Origin of the sequence: Pseudomonas sp. HD6422, assembly GCF_025377065.1 — a bacterium.
Taxonomy (GTDB): Bacteria; Pseudomonadota; Gammaproteobacteria; order Pseudomonadales; family Pseudomonadaceae; genus Aquipseudomonas; species Aquipseudomonas putida_U.
This window is the reverse complement of sequence record NZ_JAHWIW010000033.1, coordinates 34,198-49,233: the sequence shown is the minus strand read 5'-3', so window position 1 is coordinate 49,233 and position 15,036 is coordinate 34,198. Positions and strand designations below refer to the sequence as shown.

Here is a 15,036-nt window from a genome sequence, read left to right as displayed (position 1 = left end):
GTTCAAATCAACATCCTGGAAGACTTGTTTGGCTGTGGTCCACCGCCACCGGCGGCGGATCTCTCGATCCCTGAGAACACAGCCTATGTCAGAAATGCATTCGGCGCTGTCTGCTGGACAGCGCCGTTGGGTATCAATGGATCAGGCCGACCCGCGACAGGTTGGGGAAGTGGCTGAGCTTGGGCTCTGGCCAGCTCATCCACACCGCGAAGGCCTTGCCGACGATGTTGCGGTCCGGGACCATGCCATGCAGCGCCTGGGGGATATTGGGGTCGTCCCAGTAACGGCTGTCGTTGGAGTTGTCGCGGTTGTCGCCCATCATGAAATAGTGGCCGGCCGGCACGGTCCATTGCTGGTCGGGCGGCATGCGATAGCGGGTCATTTCCTTGCGGATCAGGTGTTCGGTCTCGCCCAGCTTCTCTTTGTACAGCTCGGCGCTGCCCAAGGTGCCCGGCTCTGCGCCGACCAGTTGCTCGGCGACCGGCTGGCCGTTGACGTACAACCGCTTGTCGCTGGTGTAGCGGATCTGGTCACCCGGAAGACCGACCACACGCTTGATGTAGTTGACGTTCGGGTCGCTGGGGTAGCGGAAGACCATCACATCGCCGCGTTGCGGGTCGCCCACCTCGATGACCTTCTTGTCGATCACCGGCAGACGGATGCCGTAGGAGAACTTGTTCACCAGGATGAAATCACCGACTTCCAGGGTCGGTTTCATCGACCCCGACGGGATCTGGAACGGCTCCACCAGGAACGAACGCAGCACCAGCACGATGAACAGCACCGGGAAGAACGACTTGCCGTACTCAACCAGCAACGGCTCCTTGTTCAAGCGTTCGACCACGGCCATTTCTGGCTGGCTGACGCTGCCCTGGTAATTGGCGACCGCTGCTCGCCGGCGCGGGGCCAGGAACAGCAGGTCGATCAAGCCCAACAGGCCGCAGACAGCAACGGCGATGACTAGCAACAGCGGGAAATTTAGCGACATAGGACCTAGCTATCCAACCTGAGCACGGCAAGGAAGGCTTCTTGTGGAATCTCCACGTTGCCGACCTGTTTCATGCGTTTCTTACCGGCCTTCTGCTTCTCCAGCAACTTCTTCTTACGGCTGACGTCACCGCCGTAGCACTTGGCCAGTACGTTCTTTCTGAGCGCCTTGACGGTTGTCCGCGCAATGATCTGGCCGCCGATGGCTGCCTGAATCGCTACATCGAACATCTGCCGAGGAATCAGTTCCTTCATCTTCTCGGTCAACGCGCGGCCTTTATAGGCCGCGTTGTCGCGGTGCACGATCAATGCCAGGGCATCGACCTTGTCGCCATTGATCAGTACATCCAGCTTGACCAGGTTGGCCGACTGGTAGCGATCGAAATGATAGTCCAGCGAAGCGTAGCCGCGGCTGGTGGACTTGAGGCGGTCGAAGAAGTCCAGCACCACCTCGTTCATCGGCATGTCGTAACGCACCTGCACCTGGCTGCCGAGGAACTGCATGTCGCGCTGCACGCCGCGTTTCTCGATGCACAGGGTGATGACGTTGCCCAGATGCTCCTGCGGCACGAGGATGGTCGCAGTGACGATCGGCTCGCGGAAATCGGCCACGGCCGATACATCTGGCAGCTTCGACGGGTTGTCGACGGTAATGGTTTCGCCGGTCTTGAGTTCGAGCTCGTAGATCACGCTTGGTGCAGTGGTGATCAGGTCCAGGTCGTACTCGCGCTCCAGGCGCTCCTGGATGATCTCCATGTGCAGCATGCCGAGGAAGCCACAGCGGAAACCGAAGCCCAGGGCGTCGGAGCTTTCCGGCATGTACTGCAACGAGGAATCGTTGAGCGTGAGCTTCTGCAGAGCGTCGCGGAAGTCTTCGAAATCGTCGGAGCTGACCGGGAACAGACCCGCGTAGACCTGCGGCTGGATCTTCTTGAAGCCTGGCAGCACCTCGACCTCGGGGGTCGCGGACAAGGTCAGGGTGTCACCGACCGGAGCACCATGGATGTCCTTGATGCTGGCAATGATGAAGCCCACTTCGCCGGCCTTGAGGTCAGCGGTCTGGGTGTGTTTGGGGGTGAAGACCCCGACGCTGTCGACCAGGTGCACCTTGCCGGTGGACTTGACCAGGATCTTGTCGCCCTTCTTGACGCGGCCATGACGCACACGCACCAGGGAAACGACGCCCAGGTAGTTGTCGAACCAGGAATCGATGATCAGCGCCTGCAGAGGGGCGTCGATTTCCCCCTCGGGGGCCGGGATGGTGTGCACCAGGCGCTCGAGCACCTCGTCGACGCCCATGCCGCTCTTGGCGCTGCACGCTACGGCGTCGGTGGCATCGATGCCGATGATCTTCTCGATCTCGTCCTTGACGCGGTCCGGGTCGGCCTGGGGCAGATCCATCTTGTTCAGTACCGGCATCACCTCGAGACCTTGCTCGATCGCGGTGTAGCAGTTGGCCACCGATTGCGCCTCGACGCCCTGGCCAGCATCGACCACCAGCAGAGCACCCTCGCAAGCTGCCAACGAGCGCGAGACTTCATAGGTGAAGTCGACATGGCCGGGGGTGTCGATGAAGTTCAGCTGGTAGATCTTGCCATCTTGCGCCTTGTAGTTGAGCGTGACGCTGTGGGCCTTGATGGTGATACCGCGCTCACGCTCCAGGTCCATGGAGTCGAGCACCTGGGCTTCCATTTCACGCGCAGTCAGGCCACCGCACATCTGGATGAAACGGTCGGCCAGCGTCGACTTGCCATGGTCGATGTGGGCGATGATGGAGAAATTGCGGATATGACTCAAATCACTCACAGGTCAACACTCGAAAAGGCTGCGAGCCGGACGCCCGCCGAAAAATAGCCGGGAATTGTACCTCAAGCTTCAGGGATATGGGAGATTCCTCGATCGGCTGTGCATTGAGGTTTCATCACCGTGAATAAAGGACTTCATGAAAAAGGGCAGCCGAAGCTGCCCTTTTCCTACCTCAACGCCAGCTTATTCAGCCAGTTTGAAGGTAATGAAACTTGCACGACCCTGACGCAGGACGCGCATCGATACCGAGCGGTTCTTCGGCAGCTCCTTGGCGATCTCGGCAAATTGCTTGGCCGAGGTGATGGCCTGGTTGTTCAGGTGACTGATGACGTCGCCCGGACGCAGACCGATCAGCGCAGCCGGACCTTCCTGGACTTCCTTGATGACCACGCCGCCCTTGAGCTCGAGCGATTTCTTCTGCTCGTCGGTCAGGTCGCTGACCGATACGCCCAGGCGGTTGCTGCTACGTTCGGCACTCCCTTGGGCACCGGCAGCGATGTCGGCGTCGTCGTCCGGCAGCGTGCCAACGACTACGTCCAGGTTCTGACGCTTGCCGTTGCGAATGATCTCCAGCTTGGCCTTTTCGCCGTCCTTGAGGCTACCGACCAGATGCGGCAGATCGGCGGACATGACGATCGGCTGACCGTTCATGCTCAGGATCACGTCACCTACCTGCAGGCCACCCTTGGCAGCCGGACCATCTTCGAGTACCTGGGCGACCAGTGCGCCAGCCGGCTTGTCGAGACCGAACGACTCGGCCAGGTCCTTGTTGACCTCCTGGATCACCACGCCCAGCCAGCCGCGGCTGACCTTGCCGTCTTTCTTCAGCTGATTGGAAACGTCCAGCGCCACGTCGATCGGGATGGCGAACGACAGGCCCATGAAGCCGCCGGAGCGGGTGAAGATCTGCGAGTTGATCCCGACCACTTCGCCCTTCATGTTGAACAGTGGGCCGCCGGAGTTGCCTGGGTTGATCGCCACGTCGGTCTGGATGAACGGCACGTAGGTGTCATTGGGCAGGGTTCGGCCCTTGGCACTGACGATACCTTTGGTCACAGAGTGATCGAAGCCGAACGGCGAACCGATGGCCAATACCCACTCACCGACCTTGAGCTTCTCCGAGTCACCGAGCTTCACGGTCGGCAGGTTCTTGCCGTCGACCTTGAGCAGGGCCACGTCGGTGCGCGGATCGGTACCGACCAGCTTGGCCTTCAGCTCGCTACGGTCCGACAGGCGGACGATGATCTCGTCGGCATCGGCCACCACGTGGTTGTTTGTGAGCACGTATCCGTCGCTGGAGATGATGAAGCCCGAGCCCAGCGACTGGGCTTCACGCTGACGGTCGCCGCGGGGCGAACGCGGCTGCTGCGGGATGTTGCGCTCGAAGAACTCGCGGAACATCGGTGGCAGACCTTCAAGATCAGGCATCTGCCCACCGGCGAGGCGGTCAGGCAGTTTCTGTTTGGTACTGATGTTGACCACCGCTGGCGAGGCCTGCTCGACCAGGGTCGTGAAGTCCGGCAGGGCTTCTTCGGCCTGGGCAGTGAGCACCTGGCCAAGCATGAGCACGGCGGCGAACATCGATAGATAGGATTTCAAGCGTGGTATTGACATACGGCTCCCGTCACAACGAGCGTAGTTAGCAGTTAAGCTTTTGCAGACGCAGCAAAGGCCAGACTCCAAGAAGTCTGACCTATAGAAAATTTGACGAAGGATTGCAAATGACAATGCTTTAATTTCATTTCAGCCAAGGGTTTGCACAGGTTGGCACGGCTAAAAGAAAAGCGCGCCATTACTGGCGCGCCTGGTTGTCCTGCGGACGCATCGATAGCGCCACTCGCTCTGCGGTGCCCAGAGGCACCTCGCCCACCACGGTCACCATGACCTTGCCTTTAGGCGTATTCAGATGCCGCGACACTGCCGAGGTAGGACCAAGCTGAGTGCGCGTGTCGGTGCCCGCATCGCCGTCGATAGGCTCGAGGAACACCGAAAAGCGGGTCAGGCCATCGTCATACATCAAGCTGCTCACCGTGGTGCCACGCTCACTGTCGCGGCGGACTGAACTGCCGATCAATTCGAAACCCGGCGGCAACCAATCCGAGCGCCAGCCAACCACAGCCTGCGCCGAAGAGCCGCTGGCACGCGCCACAGGCTTGCAGGCGGCGCTGGCACGCAGATCATCGTCACTGGGCACATCATCGGTGTCCAGACGAGTCATCTGGAAGCGCTCGAGCAATTGCCCCTTGTCGTTGAGCATCAACGAGCGCAACGGCAACCCGGTGCGACGGTCGAGGTGCAACTCGAAGCCGTAGCGGTGTTGATCACGCGGGGTCAAGGTGACGATCACCGCATCGCGGTCGGCCACCCGTGACTTGCCGGCCACGCTCAGGTCGTACCAGCTCATCAATTTGAGGGGATCGAGTACCCGCGGCGCCGAATCCGGTGCCCCTGCGCCAGCCAGATCACTGGCCAACGCACCACTGACGCACTGCACCTTGCCATCCACGCGCACGACTTCCTGGGCGGCGCCATCGAGCTGCAACAATCGCTCGCTGACCTTGCCGTCCTGGACGCGATGCCAGATATCGTGGGAAGAAAAGCTGCCATTACGTTCGTAGACGAAGGAGCCCTGATAACTCTGATTCTGCTCGGCTTGTGCCAGCTTGCTCAGCCATTCGCTCGCCTCGGGCGAAGAATTGGCCGCCAACACTGGCACCGTCATGCAGCTGCCTAGCAGCAGCGACAGGAGAGGTAGCGCGCGCATGGTCCTCCTTATTTAGCGGTTTTCCAGGCTGGCGGCGCGGGCATATGGCAGAGCGGTTTCGGTGCCCTTGATCGCAGACTCCTGAGCGTGTTGGCGCAGGTAACCTGGCAGGCGCTGATCCCAGCCAGCCTGGTTCTGCAGCACGCCGTTGGCCATCGGCCCGGTCGGTTGCTCACTGCTCTCACTATAGCCTGCCAATACAGCGGGGCCCTGGGTTTGTGGCATGCTCAGGCCTTGCTGGGCTGGCTGCTGGGAGGCGAGCTCGGCACCAGTGATCTCGTCCTGGTTGTACATACGCACACCGGCCAGTACCGCAACGGTGACCGAGGCAGCGACAGCCAGGCGGCCAATGCTGCGCCACGGGCCTTTCTTGGCCTTGGCCGGCACGGCTTCGTCGGCCAGTGCGGCAGACACCGCCGAGGCGATATCCAGTTTCGGCAGCAGCAACTCCTTGTGCATGGCTGCACGGGCGACCTGGTAACGCGACCAGGTGGCACGGGTTTCGGCATCGTCGACGGCGTTCAGCACCCGACGTAATTCCAGTTCGTCCGCTTCGTTATCCATTACCGCGGACAGCGATTCCTGCAAAGCTTCACGACTCATGGCGGTTCCTCTCTTGGCTGTCGCCGCTGTCTCAGGTTTCCTGCAACAGAGGTTGCAGGGCTTTGTCTATGGCCTCCCGAGCGCGGAAGATTCGAGAGCGCACGGTACCCACCGGACATTGCATGACACTGGCAATGTCCTCGTAACTCAACCCATCGAACTCACGCAGGGTCAACGCCGTGCGCAGGTCTTCGGGCAGTTGCTGGATGGTGCGATGGACGGTGCCTTCGATTTCATCCCGCAACAACGAGCGCTCTGGGGACTCGAGATCCTTGAGACCATGATCGCCGTCGTAAAACTCCGCATCCTCAGAGCTCACATCACTGTCTGGCGGCCGTCTTCCACGGGACACCAGGTAGTTCTTCGCCGTGTTGATGGCGATGCGGTACAGCCAGGTATAAAACGCGCTGTCACCGCGGAAATTGCCAAGCGCACGGTAGGCCTTGATAAAGGCTTCCTGCGCCACATCCTGGGCCTCGTGGGTATCGTGAACGAACCGCACGATCAACCCCAGAATCTTGTGCTGATACTTCAGCACCAACAGATCGAAAGCTCGCCTGTCGCCGCGCTGCACGCGCTCGACCAGCTGCTGATCCTCTTCCTGGGTTAGCATGAACACTCCTCAATGAACCTGAAGGAGCGTTGCAACAGCCATCGTTCAGGCTTGCAAACATAGACTCGGGCTTTGCGCAAAAGTTCTCCCCTCCAAGCAAGTTTCCTGCGGCCCTTGGTCGGCTCGCACGAAAGACGCGGCACGATCGGAGCCGGCGGCGTCGATAATCAGGTTTCGAATACGCGGGTAGCAGCCCGGATACAGCTGCCGCCCTGCGTCGCCGCTGGCAAAATGGTGGCGTGCGGGCAGCCTTCATAGGATTTCCCGCCGTGTCGGAAAGTTCCCACGAGATTGCCGACACCTCACCAGCGGCATGGAAATTCGCCACCCGGGGCTGCTATAAAGGCATCCCGGCCAGTATTCACGATAGTTTCACATTGCCATCGGCGCGTGACTATTGTGCCGTGCCCCTTCCAAAGATTACTAGTGTCCCGACATGAGCCAACAATTCCAACATGATGTCCTGGTGATCGGCAGCGGTGCGGCCGGCCTCAGCCTGGCACTGAACCTTCCCAGCCACCTGCGCATCGCGGTCCTGAGCAAGGGCGACCTGGCCAATGGCTCGACCTTCTGGGCCCAAGGCGGTGTCGCCGCGGTGCTCGACGACAGCGACACCGTGCAGTCCCACGTCGAGGATACGCTCAATGCCGGAGGCGGCCTGTGCCATGAGCAGGCGGTGCGGTTCACCGTCGAACACAGCCGCGAAGCGATCCAGTGGTTGATCGAGCAGGGCGTGCCCTTTACCCGGGACGAGCGGCACAGCGTCGACGACGGCGGTTTCGAATTCCACCTCACCCGCGAGGGCGGTCATAGCCATCGACGCATCATCCACGCTGCCGATGCCACGGGCGCGGCGATCTTCACCACCCTGCTGGCCAAGGCCCGTCAACGCGCCAACATCGAGCTGCTGGAACAACGCGTGGCCGTCGACCTGATTACCGAGCGCCGCCTGGGCCTGCCGGGCGAGCGCTGTCTGGGCGCCTACGTGCTGGACCGCAACACAGGCGAGGTCGACACTTTCGGCGCGCGCTTCACGGTGCTGGCCACCGGCGGCGCTGCCAAGGTCTACCTCTATACCAGCAATCCGGATGGCGCCTGTGGCGACGGCATCGCCATGGCCTGGCGCGCCGGCTGCCGGGTGGCCAACCTGGAGTTCAACCAGTTCCACCCGACCTGCCTGTACCATCCACAGGCCAAGAGCTTCCTGATCACCGAAGCCCTGCGCGGCGAGGGCGCCCTGCTGCGCCTTCCCAACGGCGAGCGCTTCATGCCGCGCTTCGACCCCCGCGAAGAGCTGGCACCACGCGATATCGTGGCGCGCGCCATCGACCATGAGATGAAGCGCCTGGGCGTGGATTGCGTGTACCTGGACATCAGCCACAAGCCAGCCGATTTCATCAAGCAGCACTTCCCCACCGTCTACGAGCGCTGCCTGGGCTTCGGTATCGATATCACTCGCCAGCCGATCCCGGTGGTACCGGCCGCGCACTACACGTGCGGCGGTGTGATGGTCGACGATCGCGGCCACACCGACGTGCCCGGCCTCTACGCCATCGGCGAGACCAGCTTCACCGGTCTGCATGGCGCCAACCGCATGGCCAGCAACTCGCTGCTCGAATGCTTCGTCTATGGCCGCGCCGCCGCCGCCGACATCCAGGCCAACCTGGAGCAGGTCCAGATCCCCAAGGCCCTGCCCTGCTGGGATGCCAGCCAGGTGACCGACTCGGACGAAGACGTGATCATCGCGCACAACTGGGACGAACTGCGGCGCTTCATGTGGGACTACGTGGGCATCGTCCGCACCAGCAAACGCCTGCAAAGGGCCGAGCATCGGGTCCGCCTGCTGCTGGATGAGATCGACGAGTTCTACAGCAACTACAAGGTCAGTCGTGACCTGATCGAGCTGCGCAACCTGGCGCAGGTGGCGGAGCTGATGATCCGCTCGGCCATGCAGCGCAAGGAAAGCCGCGGACTGCATTACACGCTGGATTATCCAGGGATGCTCGACGAGGCCAGGGACACCGTCCTTACTCCGGCGTAAGGCCTGCCCAACGCCTGCGGCTGAACTTCAGGCGCAGGCGCAGGCGCCGGTGCTGCTCGGCCTCCAGGGCATCCACGACCACGCACTGGCTCTGGGCAAAACGCTGCCCTGCCCTGACGTAACGCAGCACCACCCACCCCGGCAATGCCATGCTGTCGCGGCACAAACGCACGGGTTGCCAGCCCCCCGCCTGGGAGAATACCCACCAACCACGCCCATCACGGCGCAGGCCGGTCGCGGCATGTGGATGGGTCAACGAAATACGGCGGGGGATGGCCCAGCAGGCGTGGGCCAGACAAGCGAAGACAAGCACCAGAATGAGCCAGCCAGGCAACGTGCTCGACAACAAGGCCAGCGACGCCAGCAGCTGGCAGCCCAGGTAGGCCGTCAGCAGCAGGCGCGAGCCTTGCCAGCGGCACTGGAAACCTTCACTTGGGCTGGACACGGTCCAGGATGATACGGACCATGCGCTGCAGCTCCGGGTCTTCGGACTCGGTACGCTCCATGAACCAGCCGAACATGTCCTGATCTTCGCAGGTCAGCAGGCGGCGGTACAGTTCCCGGTCCGCTTCGCTCAGGTTCGGGTAGACCTCCTGGGTGAAGGGCACCAGCAGCACGTCCAGTTCCAGCATGCCGCGGCGGCTGTGCCAGAAAAGCCGGTTGAGTTCAGTTTGTTCGACCATGGGGCCCTCCTCGAATAGGTCGCGCAGTATACCAAGCGGCGAACGAAGCGGCACAAGGCGTTGGTCTAGTCACCTACCTATTTTGTTACCGGCGTTCTATGATGGCCACCAGTCTTTAAGCCACCGCGATGACCCATGCCCGATTCCGCTTTCTACAGCCCCCTGTCCCACGAGGGCATCCTCGCCGTCCGCGGCTCGGACGCCGGCAAGTTCCTCCAGGGCCAGCTGACCTGCAACATCAACTACCTGAGCCTCGACCACGCCAGCCTCGGTGCCCGCTGCATGGTCAAGGGACGGATGCAATCGAGCTTCCGCATCCTCCCCGAGGGCAACGGCTACCTGCTGGCCATGGCCAGCGAGCTGCTCGATGCGCAAATGGCCGACCTGAAAAAGTACGCGGTGTTCTCCAAGGCCACGCTGACCGACGAAAGTGCCGCCTGGACCCGCTTCGGCCTGCAGGGTGGCCAGGCTGCGCTGCAGGCACTGCAGGTGCCGCTGCCAGCCGATGCGCCAGCCGGTACCACGGTGCGCAACGCCGGGCTGATCGCAGTGGCCGTCTCGCCAGGGCGTGTCGAGCTCTGGGTTCCCGCCGAGCAGGCAGGTTCCGTGGGCGAAACCCTGGCGGCCAGCATGGCCGAGGCCAGTCTCAATGACTGGTTGCTCGGCCAGATCCGCGCCGGCATTGGCCAGGTCACAGGACCGACCCGAGAGCTGTTCATCCCGCAGATGATCAACCTGCAGGCCCTGGACGGTGTGAGCTTCAAGAAAGGCTGCTATACCGGCCAGGAAATCGTCGCCCGCATGCAGTACCTGGGCAAGCTCAAGCGCCGGCAATATCGCCTGGCTCTGGAGCAGCAGGAAGTGCCTTTGGCCGGCACGGAAATCTTCTCGCCAACCCACGGTTCGTCGGTCGGCGAAGTGGTCCTGGCCGCCAGTACCGGTCATGGCTGCGAGTTGCTTGCCGTGCTCAGCGCCGAGGCCGTGGCCGATGACAATCTGCACCTGGCCAGCCTCGGCGGTCCGCGCCTGACGCTGTTGAATCTGCCTTACGAACTGGACCGCGACCAGGAAATCCAACGCTGACCAGCCTGCCCCGCCCGACGGACGGGGCCGCACCACCACTGCCGTAGAGAAGCCCATGAACAAGCTGGCCGAAATGGTCCAAGCGCAACTGCTCGATGCTATCAGCAACGATGACCTGGTCCTGCCCACCTTGCCGGAAGTCGCCCTGAGCATCCGCGATGCCGCCGAAGACAGCGAGATCAGCGTGGCCGCCCTGAGCAAGGTGATCGGCCGTGATGCAGCGCTCTCGGCACGTCTGATCAAGGTGGTCAACAGCCCCTTGCTGCGCGCCGCGGTGGAAGTCACCGACCTGCATACGGCGATCACCCGACTGGGGATCAACTACAGCTGCAATCTGGCCATCGGCCTGGTGATCGAGCAGATCTTCCACGCCCGCTCGCCGGCCGTGGAGCAGAAATTAAGGGATATCTGGGCAAACAGCCTTGAAGTGGCGGGCATCAGTTATGAACTGTGCCGACGCTACACTCAGCTCAAAGCCGACCAGGCCACCCTCGGCGGCCTGGTTCACCAGATCGGTGCGCTACCGGTGCTGATCTATGCCGAAGAGCACAACGAGCTGCTGTCTGATCCGGTGTGCCTGCATTACGTGATCGAACAGATCCAGCCCGTGCTGGGCGACAAGATCCTGTCGTCCTGGGAGTTTCCCGAGCAACTGGTCAGCCTCCCGAGTCTGGTCCAAGACCTGGACCGACGCACCGATCACGTGGATTACATCGACATCGTGCAGATCGCCCGCTGCGTCAGCCAGCGGGGGCGCAGCCGGCCATTGGCGGCGCTACCGGCCTACCGGCACCTGGGCCTGCCGTTCGGCACCGAGCTGGAGATCGGCGAGTTGCTCGAAGCCCGCAGCATGTTGCGCTAGGCACCTGAAGCTTGCCGGCGTCACGGCCGGTGGAGACTGCCACTCAATCTGCAGTGAAACTCACCCGCACCTTCAAGCCGCCCTTCTCCCCATCATGCAGGCTGATCTGCGCCAAATGCGCGCGACAGATCTCGCCCACGATGGCCAAGCCCAGGCCGCTACCCTGGGCGCTGCGCCGATAGAATCGCTCGAACACCCGCGCCCGCTCCTGCTCGGGAATTCCTGGTCCATCGTCCTCCACCTCCAGCACCGCCGGGGCCAGCACCCGCAAGATCACATTGCCCCCCCTTGGGGTATGGGCCAAGGCGTTGTCCACCAGATTGCTGAGCAGCTCGTTGAGCAGGGTCGGCTCGCCCTTGAGCCACACCGGTCGCTCGGCCTCCAGTGCCAAGGCCACGCCATGCTTGTACGCCAGGGGTGCCATGGCCATGCCCAGCTCGCGGGCCAGCTGGCTCAGGTCCAGGCGCTGCGCGCCGCCTTCGGCGATTGCCCGCGCACCGTTCTCGACTCGTGCCAGCGAAAGCAGCTGGTTGGCCAGATGGGTCAAGCGGTCGGTACCCTGCACTGCGGCGTCGAGGGTCTGGCGCCACTGCTCAGGTTGCTCCGAGCGCAGCCCCAGCTCCACCCGCGCTTTGAGCGCCGCCAAGGGCGTGCGCAACTCATGGGCGGCATCGGCGATGAACTGCGCCTGGCGCTCGAACTGCGCACGCAGGCGCTCGGTGAAGTGGTTCAGCGCTTCCACCAACGGTCGTAGCTCACGTTGCACCGGTACCACCGGCAAGGCACGCAGGTCGTCGGGTTGGCGCTCCTCCACCGCCGAGCGCAAGCGCTCCAGGGGCCGCAATGCTGCACTGACGGTGAACCAGACCATCAATAACGCGGTGAGCGCCAGCATGCCCAGGCGCAGCAAGGTATCGGCCATCAGCCCACGGGCCATGCGCACACGTGCCTCTTCGGTTTCAGCCACCCGGATCTCGGCCATGCCATTCATGTTCGGCTCGCTCACTGCCCGCAGCAGGCTCACCACACGGACGTCCTGGCCCTGATAAGTGGCGTTGTAGAACCGCGCCAGCGCCGGGTAATCATCGGTCCGGGGGGTGCCGGGCGGCGGCGGCGGCAGGTTTTCGTAACCGGAGATCAACTGCCGATCGATGTCCAGCACCTGATAGTAGATACGCCCGGCGCTGTCGTAAGCGAAGGTGTCCAGGGCCACGTAGGGCACATCGGCACTCAGGCTGCCGTCCCGCTGGGAGACGCCGGCAGCGATGGTCCGCGCCGAGGCCAACAGGGTGCGATCGTAGGCGGTATCGGCTGCTTCGCGGCCGTTCCAGTAGGCGCTCAGGCCACTGGCAAGCATCAGCATGACCAGCAGCAGTGCCAGATTGCCCAGTAACCTTCCACGCAGGCTGCCGGCATCACGCATCGCGATGCTCGAGCAGGTAACCCAGACCACGGAAGGTCACGATGGCGACCGATTGGCTGTCGAGCTTCTTGCGCAGGCGATGGATATAGATCTCGATGGCGTCCGGACTGGCTTCTTCGTCCAGGCCGAACACCTGGGCGGCCAACTGCTCCTTGCTCATCACCCGACCAGGGCGGGCGATCAAAGCCTCGAGCACGCTTTGCTCACGCTGGGTCAAGGTCAGGTTCTCGTCACCGAGGCTGAAACGCCGCGTGTCGAGGTCGTAAACCAGCGGCCCACAGCGCTGCTGACGCTCGCCGCCGAGCACGCTGCGGCGCAACAACGCCTTGACCCGCGCCTCGAGTTCGCTCAGTTCGAAGGGCTTGGCCAGGTAGTCGTCGGCCCCCAGGTTCAGGCCGTGGACCCGGTCCTTGACGTCACTGCGCGCGGTGAGCATCAGCACCGGAATGTTCTTGCCGCGCCCGCGCAGACGGGCCAGCACTTCGAAACCATCCAACCGCGGCAAGCCGACATCGAGCACGGCCACGGCATAGTCCTCGCTGGCCAGGGCTAGGTCGGCGGCCACGCCGTCATGCAGCACATCAACGGTCAGACCTTGGCTCTTGAGGGCCTGGGCCACGCTTTCGGCCAGTTGCAGATGGTCTTCGACCAGCAGCACACGCATCGGATTCTCCCTGCTCGGGTGGACGGTGGCGCGGAGTGTACCGCTGTAATCGGCACTGTGAAGCTCCTTGTAACAATCCTTTCACAGTGAAAGCTTGGTGAAAGGTTCGTTACCTAGCATCGCATCACGGTCGCACTGCGCGCCGGAAAAAGCACCAACAAGGTGCATCGAATAAGAACAAAAATACGGAGTCATCCCGATGCTGTCATCGCAGCCGCAGGCGTTCACGCCTCGCCGTTCCCTGTCTACACGACCTTCCGCCCTCGCCAGCGCCCTCGCGCTAGCCGGCGTCGCCCCATTGAGCCAGGCAGCCTTCCTCGAAGACAGCACGGCCACCTTCGAAACCCGCAACATGTACTTCAACCGCGATTTTCGCGACGGCACCAGCGCGCAACAATCCAAGCGCGACGAATGGGCCCAGGGTTTCATGCTCAATTTCGAGTCTGGCTACACCGAAGGCACCGTAGGCTTCGGCCTGGATGCATTGGGCATGCTGGGCATCAAGCTCGACTCCAGCCCAGACCGCGCCGGCAGCGGCCTGCTGCCGGTACATGATGACGGCAAAGCCGCCGACGAGTATTCCAAGCTTGGCCTGACCGGCAAGGTGAAGGTATCCAACACCGAGCTCAAGATCGGCTCGCTGATACCGGATCTGCCCACCCTGCAGCCCAACGACGGGCGTATCCTGCCGCAAACCTTCGAAGGTGGGCTGCTCACCTCGCAGGAAATCAAGGGTCTGACCTTCACCGGCGGACGCCTGGACAAAGCCAAGGATCGCAACGACACCAACTGGGAAGATCTCGCCCTCAACAACAAGAATGGCCGCTTCGGCGGGAGCTTCACAGCCGACAATCTGTCCTTGGCCGGCCTGGACTATCAAATCACCGACCGCCTCACCGGCAGCTACCATTTCGCCCAGCTCGACGACATCTACCGTCAGCACTTCATCGGTCTGGTCGCCAGCCAGCCGTGGGGGCCGGGCACCTTCGGCGCCGACCTGCGTCTGGCGCTCAGCGACGACGCAGGGCAGGCCAAGGCCGGACGCATCGACAACACCACGTTCAACGGCATGCTCAGTTACGCCCTGGGCGGCCATAAGGTCAGCGCTGCCTGGCAGCAGCTGACCGGCGACAGCGCCTTTCCCTACGTCGATGGCGCCAACCCGTACCTGGTCAACTTCGTCCAGATCAACGACTTCGCCGGTGCCGACGAACGCTCCTGGCAAGCGCGCTACGACTACAACTTCGCCGCCCTGGGCGTTCCTGGGCTGACCTTCATGACCCGCTACATCAGCGGCGACAACGTCAGTCGCGCCGCAGGCGGCGAAGGCAAGGAATGGGAACGCGATACCGAGCTCAAGTACGTGGTACAAAGCGGCCCGCTGAAAAACGTCGCCGTTCGCCTGCGCAATGCCACATTCCGCTCGAACTTCGCCCGCGATGCCGACGAAGTGCGTCTGCTGGTGAGCTACAGCGTGGCCCTCTGGTAACACCTCATAACAACAACA

At 62.5% G+C, this 15,036-nt stretch carries 14 protein-coding genes; 4 read left to right on the top strand and 10 right to left on the bottom strand.

The window, feature by feature from the left end:
- Positions 1-133: 133 nt before the first annotated feature.
- The 6 genes from lepB to rpoE form a co-directional block, all read right to left on the bottom strand.
- On the bottom strand, positions 134-988 hold the full coding sequence (lepB, locus tag KY379_RS21665) for a signal peptidase I (RefSeq protein ID WP_133332064.1): 855 nt from the start codon (positions 986-988) through the stop codon (positions 134-136).
- A 5-nt stretch (positions 989-993) separates the two neighbouring features.
- The gene (gene lepA / locus KY379_RS21660) at positions 994-2,793 is read right to left on the bottom strand and encodes a translation elongation factor 4 (protein ID WP_133332063.1); all 1,800 of its coding nucleotides are present in this window, start codon (positions 2,791-2,793) and stop codon (positions 994-996) included.
- A 183-nt stretch (positions 2,794-2,976) separates the two neighbouring features.
- Positions 2,977-4,374, bottom strand: a complete 1,398-nt coding sequence (locus KY379_RS21655; RefSeq protein WP_397466890.1) for a DegQ family serine endoprotease — start codon at positions 4,372-4,374, stop codon at positions 2,977-2,979.
- 211 nt (positions 4,375-4,585) lie between these two features.
- Complete coding sequence (locus KY379_RS21650; protein ID WP_261241483.1) at positions 4,586-5,557, bottom strand: MucB/RseB C-terminal domain-containing protein; 972 nt, start codon at positions 5,555-5,557, stop codon at positions 4,586-4,588.
- Between the two features lie 12 nt (positions 5,558-5,569).
- Positions 5,570-6,160, bottom strand: a complete 591-nt coding sequence (locus KY379_RS21645) for a sigma-E factor negative regulatory protein (protein ID WP_133332060.1) — start codon at positions 6,158-6,160, stop codon at positions 5,570-5,572.
- A gap of 31 nt (positions 6,161-6,191) precedes the next feature.
- A complete protein-coding gene (rpoE, locus tag KY379_RS21640) occupies positions 6,192-6,773 on the bottom strand; it encodes an RNA polymerase sigma factor RpoE (protein ID WP_003252049.1) in 582 nt (193 codons plus the stop codon).
- Positions 6,774-7,209: 436 nt separating this feature from the next.
- Between rpoE and nadB the strand changes: the two genes are divergently transcribed.
- A complete protein-coding gene (gene nadB / locus KY379_RS21635; RefSeq protein WP_261241482.1) occupies positions 7,210-8,814 on the top strand; it encodes an L-aspartate oxidase in 1,605 nt (534 codons plus the stop codon).
- On the opposite strand, the gene KY379_RS21630 is transcribed toward nadB, so the two are convergent.
- Positions 8,801-9,259, bottom strand: coding sequence for a protein YgfX (locus tag KY379_RS21630; protein ID WP_133332058.1), 459 nt, complete (start codon positions 9,257-9,259; stop codon positions 8,801-8,803). The genes nadB and KY379_RS21630 overlap by 14 nt on opposite strands.
- Positions 9,243-9,497 (bottom strand): succinate dehydrogenase assembly factor 2, encoded by a 255-nt coding sequence (locus KY379_RS21625; protein WP_133332057.1) that lies wholly within the window; start codon positions 9,495-9,497, stop codon positions 9,243-9,245. Before KY379_RS21625 ends, KY379_RS21630 begins: the two co-directional genes overlap by 17 nt.
- Positions 9,498-9,632: 135 nt before the next feature.
- Here KY379_RS21625 and KY379_RS21620 point away from each other — a divergent pair, with 135 nt between their 5' ends.
- Both KY379_RS21620 and KY379_RS21615 read left to right on the top strand, forming a co-directional pair.
- Positions 9,633-10,580, top strand: coding sequence for a YgfZ/GcvT domain-containing protein (locus tag KY379_RS21620; protein ID WP_133332056.1), 948 nt, complete (start codon positions 9,633-9,635; stop codon positions 10,578-10,580).
- 55 nt (positions 10,581-10,635) lie between these two features.
- The gene (locus KY379_RS21615) at positions 10,636-11,442 is read left to right on the top strand and encodes an HDOD domain-containing protein (RefSeq protein ID WP_133332055.1); all 807 of its coding nucleotides are present in this window, start codon (positions 10,636-10,638) and stop codon (positions 11,440-11,442) included.
- Positions 11,443-11,485: 43 nt separating this feature from the next.
- Here KY379_RS21615 and KY379_RS21610 read toward each other — a convergent pair whose 3' ends face one another.
- Positions 11,486-12,865, bottom strand: coding sequence for a sensor histidine kinase (locus KY379_RS21610; protein ID WP_261241481.1), 1,380 nt, complete (start codon positions 12,863-12,865; stop codon positions 11,486-11,488).
- Positions 12,858-13,529, bottom strand: coding sequence for a response regulator (locus KY379_RS21605; RefSeq protein ID WP_133332053.1), 672 nt, complete (start codon positions 13,527-13,529; stop codon positions 12,858-12,860). Before KY379_RS21605 ends, KY379_RS21610 begins: the two co-directional genes overlap by 8 nt.
- A gap of 199 nt (positions 13,530-13,728) precedes the next feature.
- Here KY379_RS21605 and KY379_RS21600 point away from each other — a divergent pair, with 199 nt between their 5' ends.
- Entirely contained in the window at positions 13,729-15,018 is a 1,290-nt protein-coding gene (locus tag KY379_RS21600; RefSeq protein WP_261241480.1) for an OprD family porin, read from the top strand.
- Positions 15,019-15,036: the final 18 nt, after the last annotated feature.

Bases quoted from the DNA above. Each gene is read 5' to 3' on its own strand.
- lepB (WP_133332064.1), bottom strand. From the start codon at position 988: ATGTCGCTAAATTTCCCGCTGTTGCTAGTCATCGCCGTTGCTGTCTGC.
- KY379_RS21655 (WP_397466890.1), bottom strand. From the start codon at position 4,374: ATGTTCGCCGCCGTGCTCATGCTTGGCCAGGTGCTCACTGCCCAGGCC.
- KY379_RS21650 (WP_261241483.1), bottom strand. From the start codon at position 5,557: ATGCGCGCGCTACCTCTCCTGTCGCTGCTGCTAGGCAGCTGCATGACG.
- KY379_RS21645 (WP_133332060.1), bottom strand. From the start codon at position 6,160: ATGAGTCGTGAAGCTTTGCAGGAATCGCTGTCCGCGGTAATGGATAAC.
- rpoE (WP_003252049.1), bottom strand. From the start codon at position 6,773: ATGCTAACCCAGGAAGAGGATCAGCAGCTGGTCGAGCGCGTGCAGCGC.
- nadB (WP_261241482.1), top strand. From the start codon at position 7,210: ATGAGCCAACAATTCCAACATGATGTCCTGGTGATCGGCAGCGGTGCG.
- KY379_RS21625 (WP_133332057.1), bottom strand. From the start codon at position 9,497: ATGGTCGAACAAACTGAACTCAACCGGCTTTTCTGGCACAGCCGCCGC.
- KY379_RS21620 (WP_133332056.1), top strand. From the start codon at position 9,633: ATGCCCGATTCCGCTTTCTACAGCCCCCTGTCCCACGAGGGCATCCTC.
- KY379_RS21615 (WP_133332055.1), top strand. From the start codon at position 10,636: ATGAACAAGCTGGCCGAAATGGTCCAAGCGCAACTGCTCGATGCTATC.
- KY379_RS21610 (WP_261241481.1), bottom strand. From the start codon at position 12,865: ATGCGTGATGCCGGCAGCCTGCGTGGAAGGTTACTGGGCAATCTGGCA.
- KY379_RS21605 (WP_133332053.1), bottom strand. From the start codon at position 13,529: ATGCGTGTGCTGCTGGTCGAAGACCATCTGCAACTGGCCGAAAGCGTG.
- KY379_RS21600 (WP_261241480.1), top strand. From the start codon at position 13,729: ATGCTGTCATCGCAGCCGCAGGCGTTCACGCCTCGCCGTTCCCTGTCT.